Source organism: Afipia sp. GW821-FHT04G03 (assembly GCF_059419985.1).
The window spans coordinates 1,657,719-1,676,651 of the sequence record NZ_JBWKSV010000001.1 but is presented as its reverse complement, the minus strand read 5'-3'; the positions used below and the strand labels follow the sequence as shown (position 1 = coordinate 1,676,651).

Below are 18,933 nucleotides of genomic sequence, written 5' to 3'. Positions count from 1 at the left end.
ATCAGCCGTGAAAAACACCGAGGTCAAGCCGGCGTATGGTTGATGCGCGACGGTTGCTGATCGCTAACCGTCGGTAGATGTGACGACGGCGGTCTCGCGCGTTATGGGCGCGACCGTCTTTCGTTTGCTCCAGATATCCTGACCGACCATTCCGGCGGCCATCGCGGCGACGAAGACGATCACCGGCAGGCTGAGGCCCGCGAGGTTGACCAAAGCCGGGCCGGGACAAAGCCCGACCAGTCCCCAGCCGATGCCGAACAGGACTGCGCCCGAAACCAGCGGCGCATCGATGTCCTTGCGCGTCGGCCAGAGCGACTGCGCGGCGAAGACCGGAGTGCCACGTCGCCGTGCCAGCGCAAACCCGATGCTGGTGACCGCGACGGCGCCCGCCATCACGAACGCCAGCGTCGCGTCCCACGCGCCGAAGATGTCGAGGAAGCCGAGCACTTTTCCGGTTTGGGTCATGCCGGAGATCAAGAGGCCCGCGCCGAAGATGAGTCCACAAATGAAGCTTACGAGAACGAGCGGCATCGCATCAGCCTCCCATACCGTGACGCACGATGGCGACAGTGATGATCGCCGCGACGATGAAGACCGCGGTGGCAACGAGCGAGCGCGCCGACAGCTGCGCGACACCGCACACGCCGTGACCCGAGGTGCAGCCGCCGCCCATGCGGCTGCCGAACCCGACGAGCAGACCGGCGAGGATAATCACGATCAGGCTCGCGGGCATCGCAGGCGAGGGGAGTGCCGCGCCAGTGAGCAGTGCTGCGATGATCGGTGCCGCGATCAGGCCCGCAAGAAAGGCGATGCGCCAGCCGCGATCACTTGCTGTTGGTGAAAGAAGTCCGCCGAAGATGCCGCTGATGCCCGCGATGCGCCCGGTGAACAGCATCAGCATCGCAGCAGCAAGCCCGATCAGCGCGCCGCCGAGAAGACCGGAGAGAGGTGTGAGATTGTGCATGGGGTGAGCCTATCACAAGCGCTGGATAATCAGTTGTCGGAGCAGCTCGCATACCGGGTGACAGTCCCACGTCGTCGTATACCCGTTTATCCCTTGGAACAGGACTGGGCACATCAATTTGATGGATTGACAATAGGAATAAAGTCCGATATGGGTTTTGTCTGATTGGAGCGATGTTGGATGGATTTGCTGAAGGAAACCCGGAGGGACCTGCTCGGATTAAAGAGCGAACTTCTCGACATCAAAGTCGAGTTGAAGTTCATGAGATTTATGCACGTCGCATTCAAAGCGGGGTTCAACCATGACCAGCCGCGCGATGAGTGGGGACGGTGGACGAGTGGTGGTGGTGTTCAGGTTACGACGTCGTCCGGCTTTCTCACCGGCATCCCGACAATTGACGAGGCAACTGAGGCGCTTAGTGACGCGTTGGTTCGTGTTATGGAAAAACTTGATTTTCTTCCGACGATGAATCCGGGTGTTTATGGCACAGCGGTGCACATTGCATTTGAAATCGAAGTCAAAAAATTGGGCATTCCAGGCTTAGGAGATATTGAACGTAGCTTTAGCTTGAGCGATAGCGACCCTCGCTACGGACTTTTAGGCACCGTTAGAGCCGATGTTATCTTGCGCAATATTCAGGGTGACGTCATCGCCATCTATGATGTCAAAACAGGCGATGCGAGAATAAGGCCAGCGAGGGCAAACGCGCTTCGCGAAGCAACGGGTGCCACATCGAATACACCTGTTTTCGAATTGAATGTTGTGCGCGGCCCATCCCGAAAGTATCGACGAGGCAGGTTTGATCCTACGATGTATGTCGCGCGGATACATTCCATGCTGAATGCTATGGGAGTTTGAGATGTCGATGGAATTGTATGTCCTGTCAGACGTGCAGCTGCCGTCGATTACTGCATGGCAACAGGCGATTGATGCCAGCGGCTTTCCGTTGCGGCTGTTCGCGGGGCTGCCTTTCGCCGACTTGAAGGGTGTATTGCCGGTGCAACTCAGGGACAGGCAGGCTGCCTTTGAGTGCGATCACTGGAGCGCTGCCGAATTAATGGCCGAACTTTCCGACGTCGAGTTCGGTCATAGCTGGAAATTCGCTCTTGCATTTCGCTGGACCGGAAATCCTTACGAAGGCATCGCCGCGTACATGGCGGGCGGCGCTTATGCCAAGGCCACCGGTGGTATCGTGTTTGATTGCGAGGAAGGAAAAGTCATTTCGCCAGAGCGCGCAGGCCAAATCGCAGGGGAGATTGAACGGGATATTTCGATGATCGAGGAGATGGTAAGGCGCATGACGAACGGCAAATAGTTTGGCGATAAGTGGGCAGTCGTCCGATTTCACGATGGCGTTGCAAACTCACTTCCTTCCTGCACATCTGATGCGCGGGCGGGTAGGTGCGCTCAATATTTCCGTAGCCTCAAAGGCTGTTCGTTGCTCGCCGTGCGTTGCGCCATGCAGGTGTCGGTCCATGCGCGATCGGCGGCGGTCAATTGCGCAGCAAAGGCTGTGCCAGATAAAGTGACGACGCTGAGAACCCCCAGCGCCGTTGCGATCTTGAGCATGTGCAGCGTCGAACCCATCAACGCCTTGTTGCTCTCCTTCACGGCGTCGGCCTCGACATTAGACCTGTCCGCCCATCTCGACGAGCTTCGCTTATCCGCGGCCGTGCGATCCGGCTAACGCGCCGTCACGACACGCATCTGGAATGCGCCGCCTTGCTTTTTCTTCGAGCTGGCTTCGATCGCGGTGCCGACCGGGCCGAGCACGGCTGACGCGGCGCTGCCGTCGCGTGGCGAGATCTCGATGGTGTAGCGGGCGCCCGGCTTGACGTTCAGGGTGTGGGTCCAACTGCCGGGATAAGACCATGCATCGACGGTGATGGTTTTCGCGCCCGGTGCAAGATCGACGGTGGCCGACGATCCGCCCCAAAGGCTGGCCACTTTCTGGCCGTTGACGTTCACTGTCGCCGGCACGCCCGCATATTGTAATCCGCTGACGCGGGTGAGGGTGAGCTTGGCGCCGTCCGCAGCGGCCGATGGCTCGACGCTGGTCACGGCCAGACTGGCCGCAGCTAAAATCAAAGTCCGGAAAACAACAGTAATCGCCCGCCGGCGGGATACGCCGACCGCATTCAATACATTTGTCATTTGTCTTGCCCTGTACGACGGGCTCGTGAAATCGCCCGCCTTCTTCCCCGCCGCCAAGGTTAGCGTGATCTGGCCGCAGTTCAACTATCGCGGGTACAAGCTCGCGGGATTATTTTTCGAAGGGCACACGAAAACGGCGGGCTGCGCGTTCGCGCAACCCGCCGTTCGATTGGCTTCAATGACGAGGCTCAGAAGACCTTGTTGCTTTCCTTCACGGCCTCCGCTTCGACATAGACCTGTCCGCCCATCTTGACGAACTTCTCGCTCATCTGCGCCATGCCGTCTTCGATCACGCCGGACATCGACATGCCGACGCCGGGGAGTTTGCCGTCGAGGTTCAGTGCGGCCTTCTCGTTGTCGCCGAGGGTCGCGGCGTAGTCGCGCACGTCCTGCGTGATCTTCATCGAGCAGAACTTCGGCCCGCACATCGAGCAGAAATGCGCGACCTTATGCGCTTCCTTCGGCAGCGTCTCGTCGTGATAGCTGCGCGCCGTTTCCGGATCGAGGCCGAGATTGAACTGGTCCTCCCAGCGGAAGTCAAACCGCGCGCGGCTCAATGCATCGTCGCGCAACTGCGCCGCCGGATGGCCCTTCGCCAGATCGGAGGCATGCGCCGCGATCTTGTAGGTGATGACGCCGACCTTGACGTCGTCGCGGTTGGGCAGGCCGAGATGCTCCTTCGGCGTCACGTAGCAAAGCATCGCGCAGCCGAACCAGCCGATCATCGCAGCACCGATGCCGGACGTGATATGATCGTATCCCGGCGCGATGTCGGTGGTCAGCGGCCCGAGGGTATAGAACGGCGCTTCGCCGCACTCCTTGAGCTGCTTGTCCATGTTGATCTTGATCTTGTGCATCGGCACATGGCCGGGGCCTTCGATCATCACCTGACAGCCCTTGGCCCACGCAATCTTCGTGAGTTCGCCAAGCGTCTCGAGTTCGGCGAACTGCGCGCGGTCGTTGGCGTCTGCAATCGAACCGGGACGCAGGCCGTCGCCGAGCGAGAACGACACGTCGTACTTGCGCATCAGATCGCAGATCTCGTCGAAGTGCGTGTAGAGGAAGCTCTCCTTGTGATGGGCGAGGCACCACTTGGCCATGATCGAGCCGCCGCGCGAGACGATGCCGGTGACGCGGTTGGCGGTGAGATGGATATACGGCAGCCGCACGCCGGCATGGATGGTGAAATAGTCCACGCCCTGTTCGCACTGCTCGATCAGCGTGTCTTTATACAGCTCCCACGTCAGCTTGACCGGATCGCCGTCGCACTTCTCCAGCGCCTGATAGATCGGCACGGTGCCGATCGGAATCGGCGCGTTGCGCAGGATCCATTCGCGCGTGGTGTGAATGTTGCGCCCCGTCGAGAGATCCATCACGGTGTCCGCGCCCCAGCGGATCGCCCACACCATCTTGTCGACTTCCTCCTCGACCGATGACGTCACGGCCGAATTGCCGATGTTGGCGTTGATCTTGGTCAGGAAGTTGCGGCCGATGATCATCGGCTCCAGTTCGGCGTGGTTGATGTTGCAGGGGATGATGGCGCGGCCGCGCGCGATCTCGGAGCGCACGAATTCCGGAGTGACGAAGGCGGGGATGTCCGCGCCGAAGCTCTCGCCGTCCTTGAGGGCGGCTTCCGCGCGTTCAAGCTGAACCTTGCGTCCGAGGTTTTCGCGGGTGGCGACGTAGATCATCTCCTTGGTGATGATGCCCGCGCGCGCGAACTCGTACTGCGTGATCATGGCGTCGCCGACGCCGCGGATCGGCTTGTGGTGCGCCTTGAATTGCGCAGCCGCGTGTGCGGCACCGACATTGCCATTGTCTTCCGGCTTGATGTCGCGGCCTTCGTATTCCTCGACGCCGCCGCGCTCTTTCACCCACTTGATGCGTTCGCGGGACAGGCCCGCGTTGACGTCGATGATGACGTTCGGATCGGTGTAGGGGCCGGAGGTGTCATAGACCGGGAGGTTCGGCTCGCCAGCGCCCTCGGAGAGAATGATCTCGCGCAGCGGCACGCGCACATCCGCGGCCTCGTCGGGCGTGACGTAAATCTTGCGCGAGGCCGGCAGGTTGCCGGTGGTGACGGCGGGCTTCAGGTCGGCCGTGTTGATTGGTTTGTTCATGGCGTCCTCCTTTGAAGGATGTCTCAGGCAGCTTCTGAATAATCGGTGAGCCAGGCGCGCACGCGCGCGTCCGGATCGGCGTTCTGGGTCACGTCGCTGACGACGGCGATGGAATTCGCGCCCGCGGCGAAAATCTCGCGGGCCTGTTCGAGCTTGATGCCGCCGATGGCGACCAGTGGAATGTCGCCGATCACCAGCTTCCATGCGGTGATGCGCTCGATACCCTGCGGCGCGAAGCGCATGGCTTTCAGCGTCGTGGGGAAGATCGGACCGAGCGCGATGTAGTCCGGCTTGTTCCGGAGCGCGTTGTCGAGTTCGTCCTCGTCATGAGTCGAGATGCCGAGGGTGAGGCCTGCGCGCTTGATGGCGGCGACGTCCGCGTCGGCGATGTCTTCCTGCCCGAGATGCAGATGCTCCGCCCCGCATTCGATGGCGGCGCGCCAGTAGTCGTTGACCACGAGCTTGGTCGGCGTGCCGTTGGTGACGGCGAGCGCCTCGCGCACCAGCGTCAGAGCCGCTGCGTCGTCGAGGTCCTTGGCGCGCAATTGCACGGTGCCGACGCCGAGCTTGGTCAGCCGCGCGACCCACGCGACAGTATCGACAACGGGATAGAAGCGATCAGGATACGACATGCCAGAAAGGTGTCCCAACGACAGGGGTTGAAGGAGAAGCGAAATCGCGCGCGCCCATCAGGCCCGCTTCATATCCGGCACGGCCGGCATCGACGGCGAGGCGGAAGGCGTTGCCCATCCGGACCGGATCGTCGGCCTTGGCGATGGCGGTGTTGAGCAGCACGGCGTCGAAGCCCAGTTCGAGCGCTTCCGCGGCGTGTGACGGTGCACCGAGGCCGGCATCGACTACCAGCGTAATGTCCGGCAGGCGCTGGCGAAGCAGCTTCAATGCATCGCGATTGGTAATGCCGCGCGCGCTACCGATGGGCGAGGCCCACGGCATCACGACCTTGCAGCCGGCGTCGACCAGCTTCATGGCGACGCTCAGATCCTCCGTGCAATAAGGAAACACCTCGAAGCCGTCTTTCGTGAGGATCGATGCGGCTTCGACAAGGCCGATCACGTCGGGTTGCAGCGTTTCGTCGTCGGCGATGACCTCGAGCTTGACCCACGGCGTGTTGAACAGTTCTCGCGCCAGCTTCGCGGTGGTCACAGCCTCGCGCACGCTCTTGCAGCCCGCGGTGTTGGGCAGGACCGTTACATCGAGTTCGCGGATCAGCGACCAGAACTGGTCGCCGGTCTTGCCGCCGGCGGTTTCGCGGCGCACGGACACGGTGACGATCTGGCTGCCCGAGGCGCGGATCGCGTCCTGCATGATCTTCGGCGACGGATACAGCGCGCTGCCGATCAGCAGGCGCGACGAGAATTCCTTGTCGTAGAATTTCACGGTCGAGGACATGCTCATCCTCCCTGCCGCGGCGTGAGGATTTCCACCGCGTCGTTGTCGTTGAGCGGCGTGTCGGCCCAGCGCGCGCGCGGCACCACGTCGTAGTTCACGGCGACGGCCAGATGCGCGCCTTCATATTCAAGCTCGGCCAGCAGCGCATCGACGCGCGTGGCCTTGGTCTCGCGGCGCTCGCCGTTGACGATCAGGAACATTGCATCACCTCGTTGTCGATGGCGCCGCGCTCGACAAAGGCCAGCGTCAGTTCCGCAAGGGCAGGCGCCAGCAGGAAGCCGTGGCGATAAAGCCCGTTGACGGAGATACGCGTGGCGTCGATGGCGATGCGCGGCAGGTTGTCGGGAAGGGCGGGACGCAGGCCCGCGCCGATTTCAACAATGCGCGCTTCGGCAAACGCCGGATGCACAGCATAGGCGGCGGTCAGCAATTCCAGCGCCGAGCGTACGCTGACGCCGGTGTCCTCGCTTTCGATGCTGGTCGCGCCGATCATGAAGCGATTGCCGTCACGCGGAATGATATAGAGCGGCCAGCGGGGATGAATCAGCCGCACCGGGCGCGACAGTTGCACCTCGGGCGTTTCGACGATCACCATCTCGCCCTTGACGCCGCGCAGATCGGGAAATGTGTCGCGCGCGCTCAGGCCGCGGCAATCGATCACGATGCCGTCGGCATCATCTTTCACGTCGCGGTCGCTGTTGAACCGGATGGTCGCGCCAGCCTCGGCCAGCTTCGCGTGCAGTTTCGGCAGTACGGTGCGCGGCTCGACATGACCTTCACCGGCGAAGAACAAGGCCTCCCGGAATCGCCCGTCGAGCGATGGCTCGAGTTCGGCGATGCCGCCGGCGTCGAGACGGTCGTGGTCGGTGGTGAGCTTGGCGAAGCGCTCGAAGTCGGTGCGGTCGCGCGGATGCGCCACGACCAGCGAGCCGTTGAACGGCGTCTCGGGAAGCTGCTCGCGCCACAGATCGAGCGAGCGGATGCCGAGGCGGGTGATGACCGGTTCGGAGGCTTCGCGTTCGCACCAGGGGGCCAGCATCCCGCCGGCGAAATGGCTGGTCGCCTGCATCATCGCAGCGTCGCCACGCTCATGCAGCGTCACGTCATAACCGGCACGCGCAAACAGCAGCGCCTGCCATGAACCGGCGATGCCCGCACCTATAATGTTGACGGAAGACTCTCCTCGCGGAGATGATGATTCTTGCAACATCCCTGTCCCTTCGCCGGCATGACCCGGATCAGGTTCAAAGGGTCACCGCGCAACACGCGGTATCTCAGCTCCACGCCGGAGCCCCCCTCGGAACAATCATTACGATAGACCCGATACCCCCCGGTTTCAATGGGCGGAGGCGCCGGGGCGCACCGCTTTTCCGCATCGTGGAAACGCGCTTTTGCATTTCGCAATGCAAGGCGCAGCCAAGCTGAAAACCGCGGTAAGGGTTCGTTGACCTTGCCGCGCGCGAATAAAGGCCATTTGGGGCCGGTTTCTTGCGATTCTGGAGAGAAAATCCGGGTCCAAATTTACCGGGAATTATGCCGCCGGTGGTTAGATCGCGGAACTTCTTTTCCGGGTTCAGGACCGCATATGAGCATCGCCGGGCACAACGGCATCGCGCAGACGCCGGGCACGCTTGCGAAAGCTGTCGGCCAGGTGCCGCCGTGGCTGTGGCTCGGTGCGGGCCTCTTTCTGTTGATGGTGCTCGGCGGCAATCGCTCGCTGCAGGATGCCGACACCTACTGGCAGATCGCGATCGGGCAATGGATCATCGATCATCGCGCGTTGCCCATCACCGACATTTACTCCTTCACCAAACTCGGCGCGCCATGGATCTCCTCCTCGTGGCTGGCGCAGGTGCTTTATGCGGCCTCGTATTCCGCCATCGGATGGGCAGGGCCGGTGATCCTTGCCTCGCTCGCGGCGTCTGCCGCGTTCGCGCTGCTGGCGCATATCCTCTGCCAGCGGTTCACCGCGACCCATGCGATCATCGTAGCGATGGCGGCGGTGATTTTATCCGCACACCATTTTCTCGCGCGACCGCATCTCCTCGCGCTGCCGGTGATGGTGGCCTGGGTCAACGGTCTCGTCACGGCCAGCGACAATCGCACCACGCCTTCGTACTGGCTGCTGCCGCTGATCGTGCTGTGGGCAAATCTTCATGGCGGCTTCGTGCTGGGCGTGGCGCTGGTCGCGCCGTTCGCGCTCGAAGCACTATGGAATGCCGATGCATCGCGGCGCATTCCGCTGGCGCTGCGCTGGGCGGCGTTCGGCCTGTGCGCGCTCGCCGCAAGCTGCCTCACGCCCTATGGCTGGAATTCACTGCTGGCCGCGCGGCAGATTCTCGATCTCGGCGGTGCAATGCCGCTGATCCCCGAATGGCAGCCGGCGGATTTCAGCAGCCTCGGTCCGTTCGAGATTTGTTTGCTGGCGGCGCTTGGTGCTGCGCTCTGGCGCGGCATCGTGCTGACGCCGACGCGCATCCTGCTGGTGCTCGGGTTGCTGCACATGGCGCTCTCGCACAGTCGCAATATCGAGGTGTTCGCGCTGCTGACGCCACTGGTGCTGGCGAAGCCACTGGCGGAGCAACTCGGCCAGACCGGCGATCACGTGCGCGCATCGCGCGGCATTGCCGGCATTGTCGTCGTGATCCTTGCGGCGGTCAGTGCGACGTGGGCGTTCGCCGCGTATCACACATTCACACCGATGGCGGTTCAGACCCCCGCCGCGGCCGTCGATGTGCTGAAGGAGCGCAAGGCTGCGCGAATCCTGCACAATTCCGGGTTCGGCGGTTATCTCATCACGCAGGGCATCCCGACCTTCTTCGACGGCCGCGCGGAATTGTACGGCGAAAAATTCGTCGTCACCGCGCTCGAGGCTTTCGCACTGAAGAATGTGGATTCGTTTTTGGGCCTGCTCGAAACCTACAAGATCGATGCGACGTTGCTGACACCCGCGACTCCGGCGGTCGGGCTGCTCGATCATCTTGATGGCTGGCAGCGGATCTATGCCGACGATCGCGCTGTCGTTCACGTTCGCAAGCCGGACGCTGCGACCGGCTCAAAAATAAAGCCGGCTTCAAACTGAAGCCGGCTCTGTTAACTCAGCGCTCAATTTTCTCAGTGATGATGGCGGTGGCGATGATGCCGGACGGGACGCTCAACTTCCTGCGCGTTTGCATCGAACAGTGAGATCGACGGTTCAGCCTGCGCCTGTCGAATCTGCTGACGCGGTGTCAGTCCCTGACGTTTTGCGGCATAATAATATCCGCCGGCATAATAGGAGACAGCGCGGTTGTGGTTACCGCCCGCGGCGCGATAGGCGCCCGCGAGATATTTCACGGCGTAGGTGAGATTGGTGTCCGGATCGAGCAGGCCCTGCGCGGTGCCGGTGTAGCCAAGGCCGCGCGCGGTCGCGAGCTTGATCTGCATCATGCCGTAATTGCCCTTGCTCACGGCGCGCGGATTGTAGCGGCTCTCGCGCACGATCACGCGATGCACGAGTTCGGCGGGAACGCCGTTCGCGGCGGCGTGGCTCGCCACCATCTGCTCGTAGTTCGCGCGTTGCGCGCTTGCCGGATGAATCAGCATCATCGCCGCTGCTGCGGCGAGCAAAATACGTTTCATGTGTGTGTCCTCAACGAGAAAATGGAAATGAGTCCAACGCGGGATGCAACGCCGGCGCGACGAATGGCCCGGCTCAACGGCAGCGGGCGCAAAGAGTTCCAATGCGGAACAAATGTGGAGACATCATGTCACGAAATAAGTTCCATGATGTGAATGATTTAGCGGGATGAAGCCGCAAAATGAAGTCCTGATATTGCAATGACGAGCAGGATTTCACTGCAGATTCGGCAGCGCCGTCACCGCCACGCTGATCGAGCCTTCCGCCTCCGCAATCACGCGCAGCGTTTTGGAGTCGAATGCGATGCCGCCGAGGCGGATACTGCTCACCGATGCTTCCATGCGGATGCCGTCGTCGTTCTGACGGAATTCCGTAACCAGCCCGGAAATCTTTTGCTGCGCGTTGGCGGCGAATGTTTTCAGGTCGATGGTGGCGCGTTGTTCCAGCGCGCGCTGCAGATAGGGAATCGCCGGACGTGCGGCGGCCCCTAACAGGCCGAACGCGGAATCGGATTCGACCGCGAGTTCGAGGTCGGTCAATCGCAGAATCTGCTGCGCCTGATCCAGCACCGGGCGTCCCCAGATGTGAATCGTCGCTTCGCCGCCGAAGCCGAACCAGCTCTTCTTTTCCCTGGCGTTCACCAGCAGCGAAATCAGCAGCCGTTGTCCGGCCGCGGTGACGCTTGCGCTTTTGACGGTGACGTCGACCGAGCCGCTGCCGTCCTCGGGGAAGGTGCGGCCTTTCAACTGCACCTCGACGATCTTGTTCACTTCGGTGAAAGGCAGATCGATCGGCACGCCGATGGCGATGCGGCCGCGCTCGGGCGGCGGCACGATCTCAAGCGTCGCGGGAAACGGACAGTCCGGTTTGGTCTCCGCTGGCAGCACGCGTGTCTCCGCTTGCAGGCCGAGCATCAGGTTGACGTTGTTGGCGTCGATGCGCGGTTGCGCCGCGACGGCGCGCACCGGCCGCATCTCGAGCCACAGCGTGGGCATGCCCGCGGCTGCGGGCGGCAAGGGGAGGGAGCGGCAAAGTTTCGCCCACTCGCGCCGCGCGTTCTGTTCGAGCGAGCGATCGTTGCGCAGCCGCTGCTGCAGGACTCCCATCTGCTCGGCGACGGTCTTGTCGATCAGCGGCTTGACCTGCGCAGGCACCGCGATCTTTGCGCCGGCGACCGAGAGGCTGCTCTCGCCGAGATTGACCTGCGCGGTCAGCTTCGGATCGATGCGCCACTCGCGCAAAATTTCAGGACGCGCGGTGATCGCGACATTGCCGTGAATCGCGGCGTTGGCGTTCAACTGCTTGATCGAGATGTTGCCGAGTTGCTTGGCGGCATTGCTGCCGAGAACATTTCCCAGCACGTTGCCGAGCGCCGATCCGCTCGCCGCCGAGATTGAACCCAGCACGGTCAGCTTGCCGTCGAGCGGCGTCGACAGCGCCAGCGCGTTCTGCACGCCTGACGCCGCGATCGGTCCGCGCGTCACCGTCCAGTTGATGTCGGCATTCTGGAGAATCTGGCTGACGGGATTGTCGGCCTTGCCGCCGATGTTGCGCGGCGCGGCGCGATCAAGCGCGTCACGCAGCGCGGTGATCGACACCGCGATGGGCGTGAGAATTTCGGAATTGCGCGAGACCGGCGGCAGCGGCGGCAATGCCGCGAGCACCGGTTTCTGGACGACGGGGGGCCAGAAAGTGTTCATCGCGTAAAGACTCGCGGCGAACGACACGACGAGAGCCGCCAATCCCAGCAGAATGATCTTTACGCGCATAACGACTCCAGACGCATGATGGCGCGATGCTACAGCCGTTGCGCCGTGTGCGCCAGTTCCGCGCCGTCAGCCGTTGCGCGTGATGTTACCGCCGGCCGTACGCCATGCATCGATACCGCCGCGGATATGGCAGGCGGCGGTCAGTCCTGCGGCCTGTGCGGCCTGCACCGCCATGGCGGAGCGTTCGCCGAACGCGCAGTAGAACAGCAGGCGGCTGTGCGAGGCCGCGGCAAGCTCATGCAGAATGCCGCCGGCCTTCACGTTGTCCTCGAGATCCGGATAGGGCGCATGGATCGAGCCGGGAATCACGCCATGCTTCTCGCGCTCGCTGCGCTCGCGCAGGTCGATGAGAACTACGCCCGGATGCCCGACAAGTTCTTTTGCCTGCGAAGCGGAGACGGCCCAGCCGCGCAACGCAACGTCCTCCTGCACAAGTCCCACATGGAGGTTGGCGGGGACCGCCACGTCCATCATCTTCGGGTTCGGCAGATGCAGGCCGTTCATCAGCTCGACATACTGATCGACCGACTTGACCTGCAGGCGAGGATTGTGGGCGCGCTCCTCGCCGATGGTGGAGACGGTATCGCCTTTATAATCGTGCGCCGGAAAGATCATCGTGTGGTCCGGCAATTTCAGCAGCCGGCCGAAGATCGATTCGTATTGCGCGCGCGGGTCGCCGTTCTGGAAATCGGTGCGGCCGGTCCCGCGAATAAGCAGCGTGTCGCCGGTGAACACACGATCGGGAAGGATGAAGCTGTAGGAGTCGTCGGTGTGGCCGGGCGTGTAGAGCACGTCGAGGCTCAGGCCTTCGATGCCGATGCGGTCGCCGTCCGACACCCGCATGGAGACGACATCGACGCCGCTTTGTTCTCCCATCACGGTGATGCAATGGGTCTTGTCGCGCAACGCGCCGAGCCCCGTGATGTGGTCGGCATGGAGATGCGTGTCGACCGCCTTGATGAGCTTGAGATCGAGATCGTGCAGCAGCCGGATATAATGATCGACCTTCTCAAACACAGGATCGATGATCAGCGCCTCGCCGCCTTTGCGGCTGGCCAGCAGGTACGTGTAAGTGCTGGAGACGCTGTCGAACAACTGGCGAAAGATCATGGCAAGCTCCCTGGCGGCATGACGGCCGTGGCCTGCGTCGCTGAAGATACAATTGAAACCTGTTTCGCGGCACGTCAAGGCCGCGCGCTGCCCCTCGCGTCGCGCGGCACAATGACCGTGTGCGGATTATCGAAGGTCTTTCGGCGGCGGCTTCAGTTTTTGCAGTTGCGGGAGCTTTTTCTGCGCGGTCGGCAGCGCGGGTTGTCCTGCGCGCGGCAATCCCGCCGGCATGCGCTGGGCCGGCACTTGCGGAACGGCGGCACGGCTTGGGACGCCGGGGATGTTCGGCACACCGAGCCGGTTGAGAATACCGTCTGCGCCCTGTATCGCGCCCGGCATGGCGGATGGCCGCTGGAATCCGCCCGGCACGCCGGACGGACCTGTTACGTTAGAAGGACTTGGCATGCCGGTTTGCCGCGGCAATCCAGTTTGTCCGGGCATCCTTTGCGGAATGCCTTGCTGTACTCCGGGCGGTCGTTGCAATCCCGGCTGGTTCGGCAATCCGGGCCGATGTCCGAGCTGGTTCGGCACACCGGGTGGCCGTTGCATTCCGCCTTGTTGATTTGGCAATCCGGGTCGCCCCGGCTGACCGATGCCGGGCTGCAAGCCGCCGCGCTGTCCCGGCTGGTTTTGCAGACCCGGTCGTCCCGGCTGACCGGGTTGATTGAGCCCCGGACGGTTCGGTTGGCCGGGTTGCGCCGGTTGGTTGCGCAGTCCCGGCTGATTGGGCTGGCCCGGACGATTGAGACCGGGCTGTTGTCCGCGCTGACCGGGCTGGTTTCCTGGCTGATTAACTCCGCCGCGCTGATTTCCGGGCTGATTGAGTCCGGGGCGCTGCTGCTGGCCCGGTTGATTGAAGCCGCCGCGCTGTTGCGGTCCCCGTCCGAATGCGGGCGGGCGCTGCGGATTCTGCATCCGGAAATTGCGTTGCTCCGCGACGATGCGCCGCCCGATACCTTGCATGTTGTGGACGCGCTGCATGAAGCCGCGATCACGCGCGATCAGTTGCGCGGACATGACCATCGGCATGACCGCCATTCGCATGCCGAATCCACTCACCATCGTGCCGCGCACGGTGAAGCCGCTCGCGCCTTGCGTCAGCATTCCGAGCGGCGCGCCGTCGCGCGCCTTGACTTCGATGCGCCCGACCTTGCCGTCGGCATCGGGATAAAGTTTGACGCCGACATTTTTGGCGCTGCTGGCTGCCGCGGCGCCTTCTGGCACTTCTACGACGCCGGTGGTGCCGCGAATGCCGAGCGTCGCGGTTGGCGTCTCGATCTTCATGTCGCCGGTCTTGGCGACGGCGGCGGCGACGAAGGCCATGGTGCCGCGTGTGACATTGATCAGCGCGGCGTTGTCCTTTCCGCCGTCCTGATAAACGAAATTATCCACGACGATCCGCGAACTGGCGGAGAGATTGAGCGTGGTGTCGTCGGTAAACGTCACACCGAGCATCGAACTCTTGCCGGTCTGGAGCACGTCGCCCTTGAAAATCTCGTCCTGTATTTTCAGCGGACCGGTCATGCCGTTGCGTGTCACCGTCGCGGTGCCCTGCAAGGTCGCGACGTTGCCGGCAGGCTCGTCAGTGTCGGCATCGGCGGACTGCGCCGGATCTGCGGGTGGCTGATCGGCGGGTGCCGCGGGCTGCGCGGCGGGTGCTGGTTGTGCGGGTGTTGTCGCCTGAGCGAGTTGAAGACCGGAAGCCGCCTGTGCGGCGGATGCGTATGCGCAACAGAAAATCAGCGAAGCAACAAGCAGGCCGCCACAAATTCTCACGAAGAACACCTGTCGGGGAAAATGGAAAAACCAAGAGTCTCGAACTTGGCAGTCCGGTCAGGGCGATGCAACGCCGCGCCCGGCACGATGCGGGTTATTCATTGCATTATTACGGGGAATATCAGCCGGATCGATGCCCGTGGTCGCTAAAAAACAGGATCGTGCGCGGCCTGGATGCGCGCGAAGACCGTTCAGATTGCTGGGCCAGCAATTGCTAGAACAGGCCTAGAACGATCGCACCGACGAAGATGATCGACGCATACGCTGCCACAACACTCAAACGTCCGACGATGGTCATGGGAAGCTCCCTTGGCTCAACGCTGGCGGTCATTGGTCCGCAGTCGGCGGATGTAACGCGCAACGCTAGCAAGGCGTTCCCCGCGCAAAAAGTCAGTGTTGCTGTCGCTCCTGTGGATGATGGCGCTCCAGCCGCGCAAACGTGGTTAAAAAACATTGAATAACAATGCGTTGAAGAGTCTTTAATTATCTTCGGCGACGGTGCGCGGATGACGCGCGGAGTAAGTTTGTTCGTAGTCGGCTCCTGTGTCCTCGTTGCGCTGGCGGGTTGCGGCCGTGGTTTCATGACCGCGGAACGTGAACCCTGGCGGGCCGAGGCGGAGAAGGCGTGCCTGAAATCCGGAACGGTGAAGGAGACGGCCACCCTCGTTCGGATCGACCCGATTTCGGGTCCGGGCGCGTGCGGCGCTGAATTTCCCTTGAAGGTGGCGGCGTTCGGCGAGAGCAGCAGCAGCTTCGGCTATGCCGACGATTTGCGCCCGCCCGGCAGCATCAGCAACCAGCCGCGCTGGCCGGTGTCGCAGCCGCCGTCGTCCTATCCGCAATCGTCTTCGCAGCAGCCTTATCCGTCGCAACAACCTTATCCGCAGGCGGCCGCGCCATCCTTTCCATCGTCGCAGCCGTATCCGGCCGTACGTCCGTCGCCATATCCGGCGCAAGGCGGCGCGCCGATGCCGTTGAATGCGCCGGGTGTCGCGCCTCCCGACGAAGAAGATATCGAGGCTGCCTCCGACGCGATGTCGCCCGCGATGAATCGCGCACAGCAATCCCGCGCGCCCTATTCCGCGCAACCGTCCTATCCGGTGAGTCAGCCGTACACGCCGCCGCGTCTCGGGCCATCGCAGGGATCGTCGGTGAACAGGTTCGGTCCGGTGGCGCTGAAGCCCGCCGCAACGCTGGCGTGTCCGATCGTCTCCGCGCTTGACCGCTGGCTGGCGGACTCGGTGCAGCCTGCCGCACAGCGCTGGTTCGGATCGCCGGTCGCGGAGATCAAGCAGATTTCGGCTTACTCATGCCGCGGCATGAACGGCAATTCGCGCGCGCATATTTCCGAACATGCTTTCGGTAACGCGCTCGACATCGCATCGTTCACGCTGGCGGATGGACGGCGCATTTCTGTCAAGGACGGCTGGAAGGGAATGCCGGAAGAGCAGGGTTTCCTGCGCGACATACAGGGCGCGGCGTGCCAGCAGTTCAACACCGTGCTGGCGCCGGGCTCGAACGTCTATCACTACGATCACATTCACGTCGACCTGATGCGGCGCGCGAGCGGCCGCGTCATCTGCCAGCCTGCCGCAGTGTCCGGCGAGGAGGTCGCGGCGCGCGCATCGCCGCGCGGATATGCGGGCCGCGATAGCGGTATCACCGGCTCCATCGGCCAGCGCATGAAGCGCGCCTTCGCGCGCGGTCCGCTGTCGAAGGAAGACCAGGAGTCGATCGAGGACGAATCCCGCATCAAGGATCGCTGATCGCTGCCCCGGATCGTATGTCGGCGGACACCGGGAGGCCGATGTCGGCCGCCGATCAGGTCTTCGGCAGATAGCCCGCGAGGAAAAGCCGCGTGGCGCTATCGACCACCGTCACGATCTGCTCGGTTGTGGGGACAGGGCGGACCTGAAAGATGTAAGGCTGGAACAGCGTCGCCTGACACATCATCATGAACTGCATGGCCGCGAGCTTGCAGTCGTCGATAACAAGCTCCTTCGTTTCCACCTTCGCTTCGAGATAGGTGGCGAGGCGATTCATCGTCAGCGCGATCACGTTCTCATAAAACCGGCGGCCGACATCCGGCATCCGTTCCGCGATGGCCATGACGGTGCGGACTGCGGAGCCGCCGTCCGGCCGGCAGACCACTTCAATATAGGCGCGGCCGAAATCGCGCAGGGCTGTCTCCGGATCGCGGTCAGGATCGAAGTTAAAGGCGACGCGCCCGTGCTCCAGACATTCCTGTTCAACGATGGCCTCGAACAGCGAATTCTTGTCGGTGAAATAGACGTAGAGGGTACCCTTGGAGACGCCGGCTGCTCGGGCGATCTCGTTCATGCTGGCGCCGTCGAAGCCCAGATCCATGAAAACCCGCCGTGCGCCGTCCATGATCTGGCGGTGCTTTGCGCTGTCTTCGTCGCCTTGCGGGGCGATGGAAAGGGATGTGTGTGCAACCATTCGTTCAGCTTGCCGATACGTTTCGCCCCGGATGCCGCTAGGAATAGAGACTCCAAGAAGCGGCCGGCGATATTGGGTGACAGTGCGAAATTACCATTGACCGAACCGTTCGGTCAATGGTAATTTTGTTGCACGTCGGGCGATGACCCTGGAACGCGTGGCTTTGGCTCGCTCCGAAATCATCGCCGGCAATTGAAGCGTGCCGGTGTGCAAGCGCGCCGGATGTTGATGAGTTTGTCATTTTCTCAAGGAGGCCGTGATGGCCGTGCCTGCCCGTGATCAGGTTGCGAGGGTTGTTCACCCGGAGCCTGACGCCTCCGAGACCGACGTATCGCGTGCCGCCTCAGTCGTGGAAACCGAATTGCGCGCGCGCACGGTAGAAGAACCCGGAACGGATGCGCCTGCGACCGGTCCATCGGCCGATGCGGACGGCGAGACGTCGAAACCGAAATCCGCGTTTCGCAGAAAAGTTCTGGTCGGCGTCGGCGCGCTCGCGGCGCTGGCCGGCATCTATTTCGGTTATCACTACATGGTCGTCGGCCGCTACATGGTCACCACCGACGATGCTTATGTGCGCGCCAACAACACCACGATGGGCGCGAAAATCTCGGGACACGTTTCGAAAGTCCTGGTCGGCGACAATGCGCGCGTCGGCGCCGGCAATGTCGTCTTGCAGATCGACGACGGTGACTATCGGCTCGCTGTCGAAAGCGCACAGGCGAAAGCCGCGACCCAGGAAGCGACCATCGCGCGGATCGCGCGTCAGGCAACCGCGCAGGAAAGTGCGGTTGAACAGGCGAGGTCGCAGCTTGTGTCGGCGGAAGCCGCGATCAAACGCGCCGAGGCGGATTTCGCGCGTCAGGAAAGTTTGAGCAGCAAGGGATTTGCCTCGAAAGCGACATTCGACGTCTCGCAGGCCGGCCGCGATCAGGCGCTGGCTTCGGTGCAGGGCGCCAAGGCCGCGCTCGACGCGGCTCAAGCTCAGGTCGACGTCGTCAAGGCGCAGCAGGCCGAAGCCGAGGGCCAGTTGCAGGAGTTGCGCGCGGCGCTTGCCAAGGCGGTGCGCGATCTGTCGTTCACGCTGGTGCGCGCGCCGGTGGACGGCATTTTTTCAAACCGCATCGTCAACGTTGGCGACTTCGTGCAGCCCGGTCAGCGGCTGGCCAACGTGGTGCCGATCGACGACGTTTATATCGACGCCAACTACAAGGAAACACAGCTTGGCCGCTTGAAACCCGGCCAGCCGGTCTCGATCACAGTCGATGCTGTGTCGGGGCGCACCATCAAGGGCATCGTCGACAGCCTCGCGCCGGCGTCCGGCTCGGTGTTCACGCTGCTGCCGCCCGACAACGCGACCGGCAATTTCACCAAGGTGGTTCAGCGCGTGCCGGTTCGCATTCGCGTGCCGTTCTCGGTGGCGCGGGAAAACCTGCTGCGGCCCGGCATGTCGGTGATCACGACGGTGAACACAAAGCCCGCGCCCGACGGCGTCGATCCGATCGCCGCGAGATAATCGCGTGCGGGGTCTCGCATCGCGGACCTCAAGGACAA

At 62.7% G+C, this 18,933-nt stretch carries 20 protein-coding genes and 1 riboswitch; of the genes, 6 read left to right on the top strand and 14 right to left on the bottom strand.

All coding sequences use genetic code 11. The features are described from left to right. Positions 1-63: 63 nt before the first annotated feature. Entirely contained in the window at positions 64-531 is a 468-nt protein-coding gene (locus AC07UB_RS07950; protein WP_494651455.1) for a DUF6691 family protein, read from the bottom strand. A 4-nt stretch (positions 532-535) separates the two neighbouring features. Beyond that, positions 536-964, bottom strand: a complete 429-nt coding sequence (locus tag AC07UB_RS07945; protein ID WP_494651456.1) for a YeeE/YedE family protein — start codon at positions 962-964, stop codon at positions 536-538. Between the two features lie 180 nt (positions 965-1,144). On the opposite strand from AC07UB_RS07945, the gene AC07UB_RS07940 reads away from it, so the two are divergent. Continuing rightward, positions 1,145-1,822, top strand: a complete 678-nt coding sequence (locus tag AC07UB_RS07940) for a hypothetical protein (RefSeq protein WP_494651458.1) — start codon at positions 1,145-1,147, stop codon at positions 1,820-1,822. Position 1,823: 1 nt separating this feature from the next. Further along, complete coding sequence (locus AC07UB_RS07935; protein WP_494651459.1) at positions 1,824-2,279, top strand: hypothetical protein; 456 nt, start codon at positions 1,824-1,826, stop codon at positions 2,277-2,279. Positions 2,280-2,371: 92 nt separating this feature from the next. Here AC07UB_RS07935 and AC07UB_RS07930 read toward each other — a convergent pair whose 3' ends face one another. The 7 genes from AC07UB_RS07930 to AC07UB_RS07900 all read right to left on the bottom strand — a co-directional run bounded on the left by AC07UB_RS07930 (position 2,372) and on the right by AC07UB_RS07900 (position 7,858). Beyond that, positions 2,372-2,551 carry a hypothetical protein gene (locus AC07UB_RS07930; RefSeq protein WP_494651460.1) on the bottom strand — a complete coding sequence of 60 codons (180 nt, stop codon included), beginning with the start codon at positions 2,549-2,551 and terminating at the stop codon, positions 2,372-2,374. A gap of 96 nt (positions 2,552-2,647) precedes the next feature. Continuing rightward, positions 2,648-3,118 (bottom strand): hypothetical protein, encoded by a 471-nt coding sequence (locus AC07UB_RS07925; protein ID WP_494651462.1) that lies wholly within the window; start codon positions 3,116-3,118, stop codon positions 2,648-2,650. Between the two features lie 188 nt (positions 3,119-3,306). Further along, positions 3,307-5,238, bottom strand: coding sequence for a phosphomethylpyrimidine synthase ThiC (gene thiC, locus AC07UB_RS07920; protein ID WP_494651464.1), 1,932 nt, complete (start codon positions 5,236-5,238; stop codon positions 3,307-3,309). A 23-nt stretch (positions 5,239-5,261) separates the two neighbouring features. Then, positions 5,262-5,870 (bottom strand): thiamine phosphate synthase, encoded by a 609-nt coding sequence (locus tag AC07UB_RS07915; RefSeq protein ID WP_492792495.1) that lies wholly within the window; start codon positions 5,868-5,870, stop codon positions 5,262-5,264. After that, a complete protein-coding gene (locus AC07UB_RS07910) occupies positions 5,857-6,648 on the bottom strand; it encodes a thiazole synthase (protein ID WP_494651465.1) in 792 nt (263 codons plus the stop codon). The genes AC07UB_RS07915 and AC07UB_RS07910 overlap by 14 nt, the downstream gene beginning before the upstream one ends. A gap of 2 nt (positions 6,649-6,650) precedes the next feature. After that, positions 6,651-6,848, bottom strand: a complete 198-nt coding sequence (gene thiS, locus AC07UB_RS07905; protein ID WP_492792497.1) for a sulfur carrier protein ThiS — start codon at positions 6,846-6,848, stop codon at positions 6,651-6,653. Beyond that, positions 6,839-7,858: an FAD-dependent oxidoreductase gene (locus AC07UB_RS07900; RefSeq protein WP_494651467.1), complete on the bottom strand. Its 1,020-nt coding sequence runs from the start codon at positions 7,856-7,858 to the stop codon at positions 6,839-6,841. The genes thiS and AC07UB_RS07900 overlap by 10 nt, the downstream gene beginning before the upstream one ends. Next, positions 7,846-7,956: riboswitch (TPP riboswitch) on the bottom strand. It overlaps the preceding gene by 13 nt. A 277-nt stretch (positions 7,957-8,233) precedes the next feature. On the opposite strand from AC07UB_RS07900, the gene AC07UB_RS07895 reads away from it, so the two are divergent. After that, positions 8,234-9,730, top strand: a complete 1,497-nt coding sequence (locus AC07UB_RS07895) for a hypothetical protein (protein WP_494651469.1) — start codon at positions 8,234-8,236, stop codon at positions 9,728-9,730. Positions 9,731-9,762: 32 nt separating this feature from the next. Here AC07UB_RS07895 and AC07UB_RS07890 read toward each other — a convergent pair whose 3' ends face one another. The 4 genes from AC07UB_RS07890 to AC07UB_RS07875 form a co-directional block, all read right to left on the bottom strand. Next, positions 9,763-10,269 (bottom strand): transglycosylase SLT domain-containing protein, encoded by a 507-nt coding sequence (locus AC07UB_RS07890; RefSeq protein ID WP_492792500.1) that lies wholly within the window; start codon positions 10,267-10,269, stop codon positions 9,763-9,765. A gap of 213 nt (positions 10,270-10,482) precedes the next feature. Then, positions 10,483-12,036, bottom strand: coding sequence for a DUF4403 family protein (locus AC07UB_RS07885; RefSeq protein WP_494651470.1), 1,554 nt, complete (start codon positions 12,034-12,036; stop codon positions 10,483-10,485). Positions 12,037-12,102: 66 nt separating this feature from the next. Next, entirely contained in the window at positions 12,103-13,146 is a 1,044-nt protein-coding gene (locus AC07UB_RS07880) for an MBL fold metallo-hydrolase (RefSeq protein ID WP_494651472.1), read from the bottom strand. 126 nt (positions 13,147-13,272) lie between these two features. After that, on the bottom strand, positions 13,273-14,922 hold the full coding sequence (locus AC07UB_RS07875) for a FecR domain-containing protein (RefSeq protein ID WP_492792503.1): 1,650 nt from the start codon (positions 14,920-14,922) through the stop codon (positions 13,273-13,275). A 248-nt stretch (positions 14,923-15,170) separates the two neighbouring features. On the opposite strand from AC07UB_RS07875, the gene AC07UB_RS07870 reads away from it, so the two are divergent. Both AC07UB_RS07870 and AC07UB_RS07865 read left to right on the top strand, forming a co-directional pair. After that, positions 15,171-15,383, top strand: coding sequence for a hypothetical protein (locus AC07UB_RS07870; RefSeq protein WP_492792504.1), 213 nt, complete (start codon positions 15,171-15,173; stop codon positions 15,381-15,383). A 45-nt stretch (positions 15,384-15,428) separates the two neighbouring features. Then, positions 15,429-16,688, top strand: coding sequence for an extensin-like domain-containing protein (locus tag AC07UB_RS07865; protein ID WP_492792505.1), 1,260 nt, complete (start codon positions 15,429-15,431; stop codon positions 16,686-16,688). Between the two features lie 55 nt (positions 16,689-16,743). Here the strand turns inward: AC07UB_RS07865 and AC07UB_RS07860 are convergent, their stop codons facing one another. Further along, positions 16,744-17,382 (bottom strand): TetR/AcrR family transcriptional regulator, encoded by a 639-nt coding sequence (locus tag AC07UB_RS07860; protein ID WP_492792506.1) that lies wholly within the window; start codon positions 17,380-17,382, stop codon positions 16,744-16,746. Positions 17,383-17,641: 259 nt separating this feature from the next. Between AC07UB_RS07860 and AC07UB_RS07855 the strand changes: the two genes are divergently transcribed. Further along, on the top strand, positions 17,642-18,895 hold the full coding sequence (locus tag AC07UB_RS07855) for an HlyD family secretion protein (RefSeq protein WP_492792507.1): 1,254 nt from the start codon (positions 17,642-17,644) through the stop codon (positions 18,893-18,895). Positions 18,896-18,933: the final 38 nt, after the last annotated feature.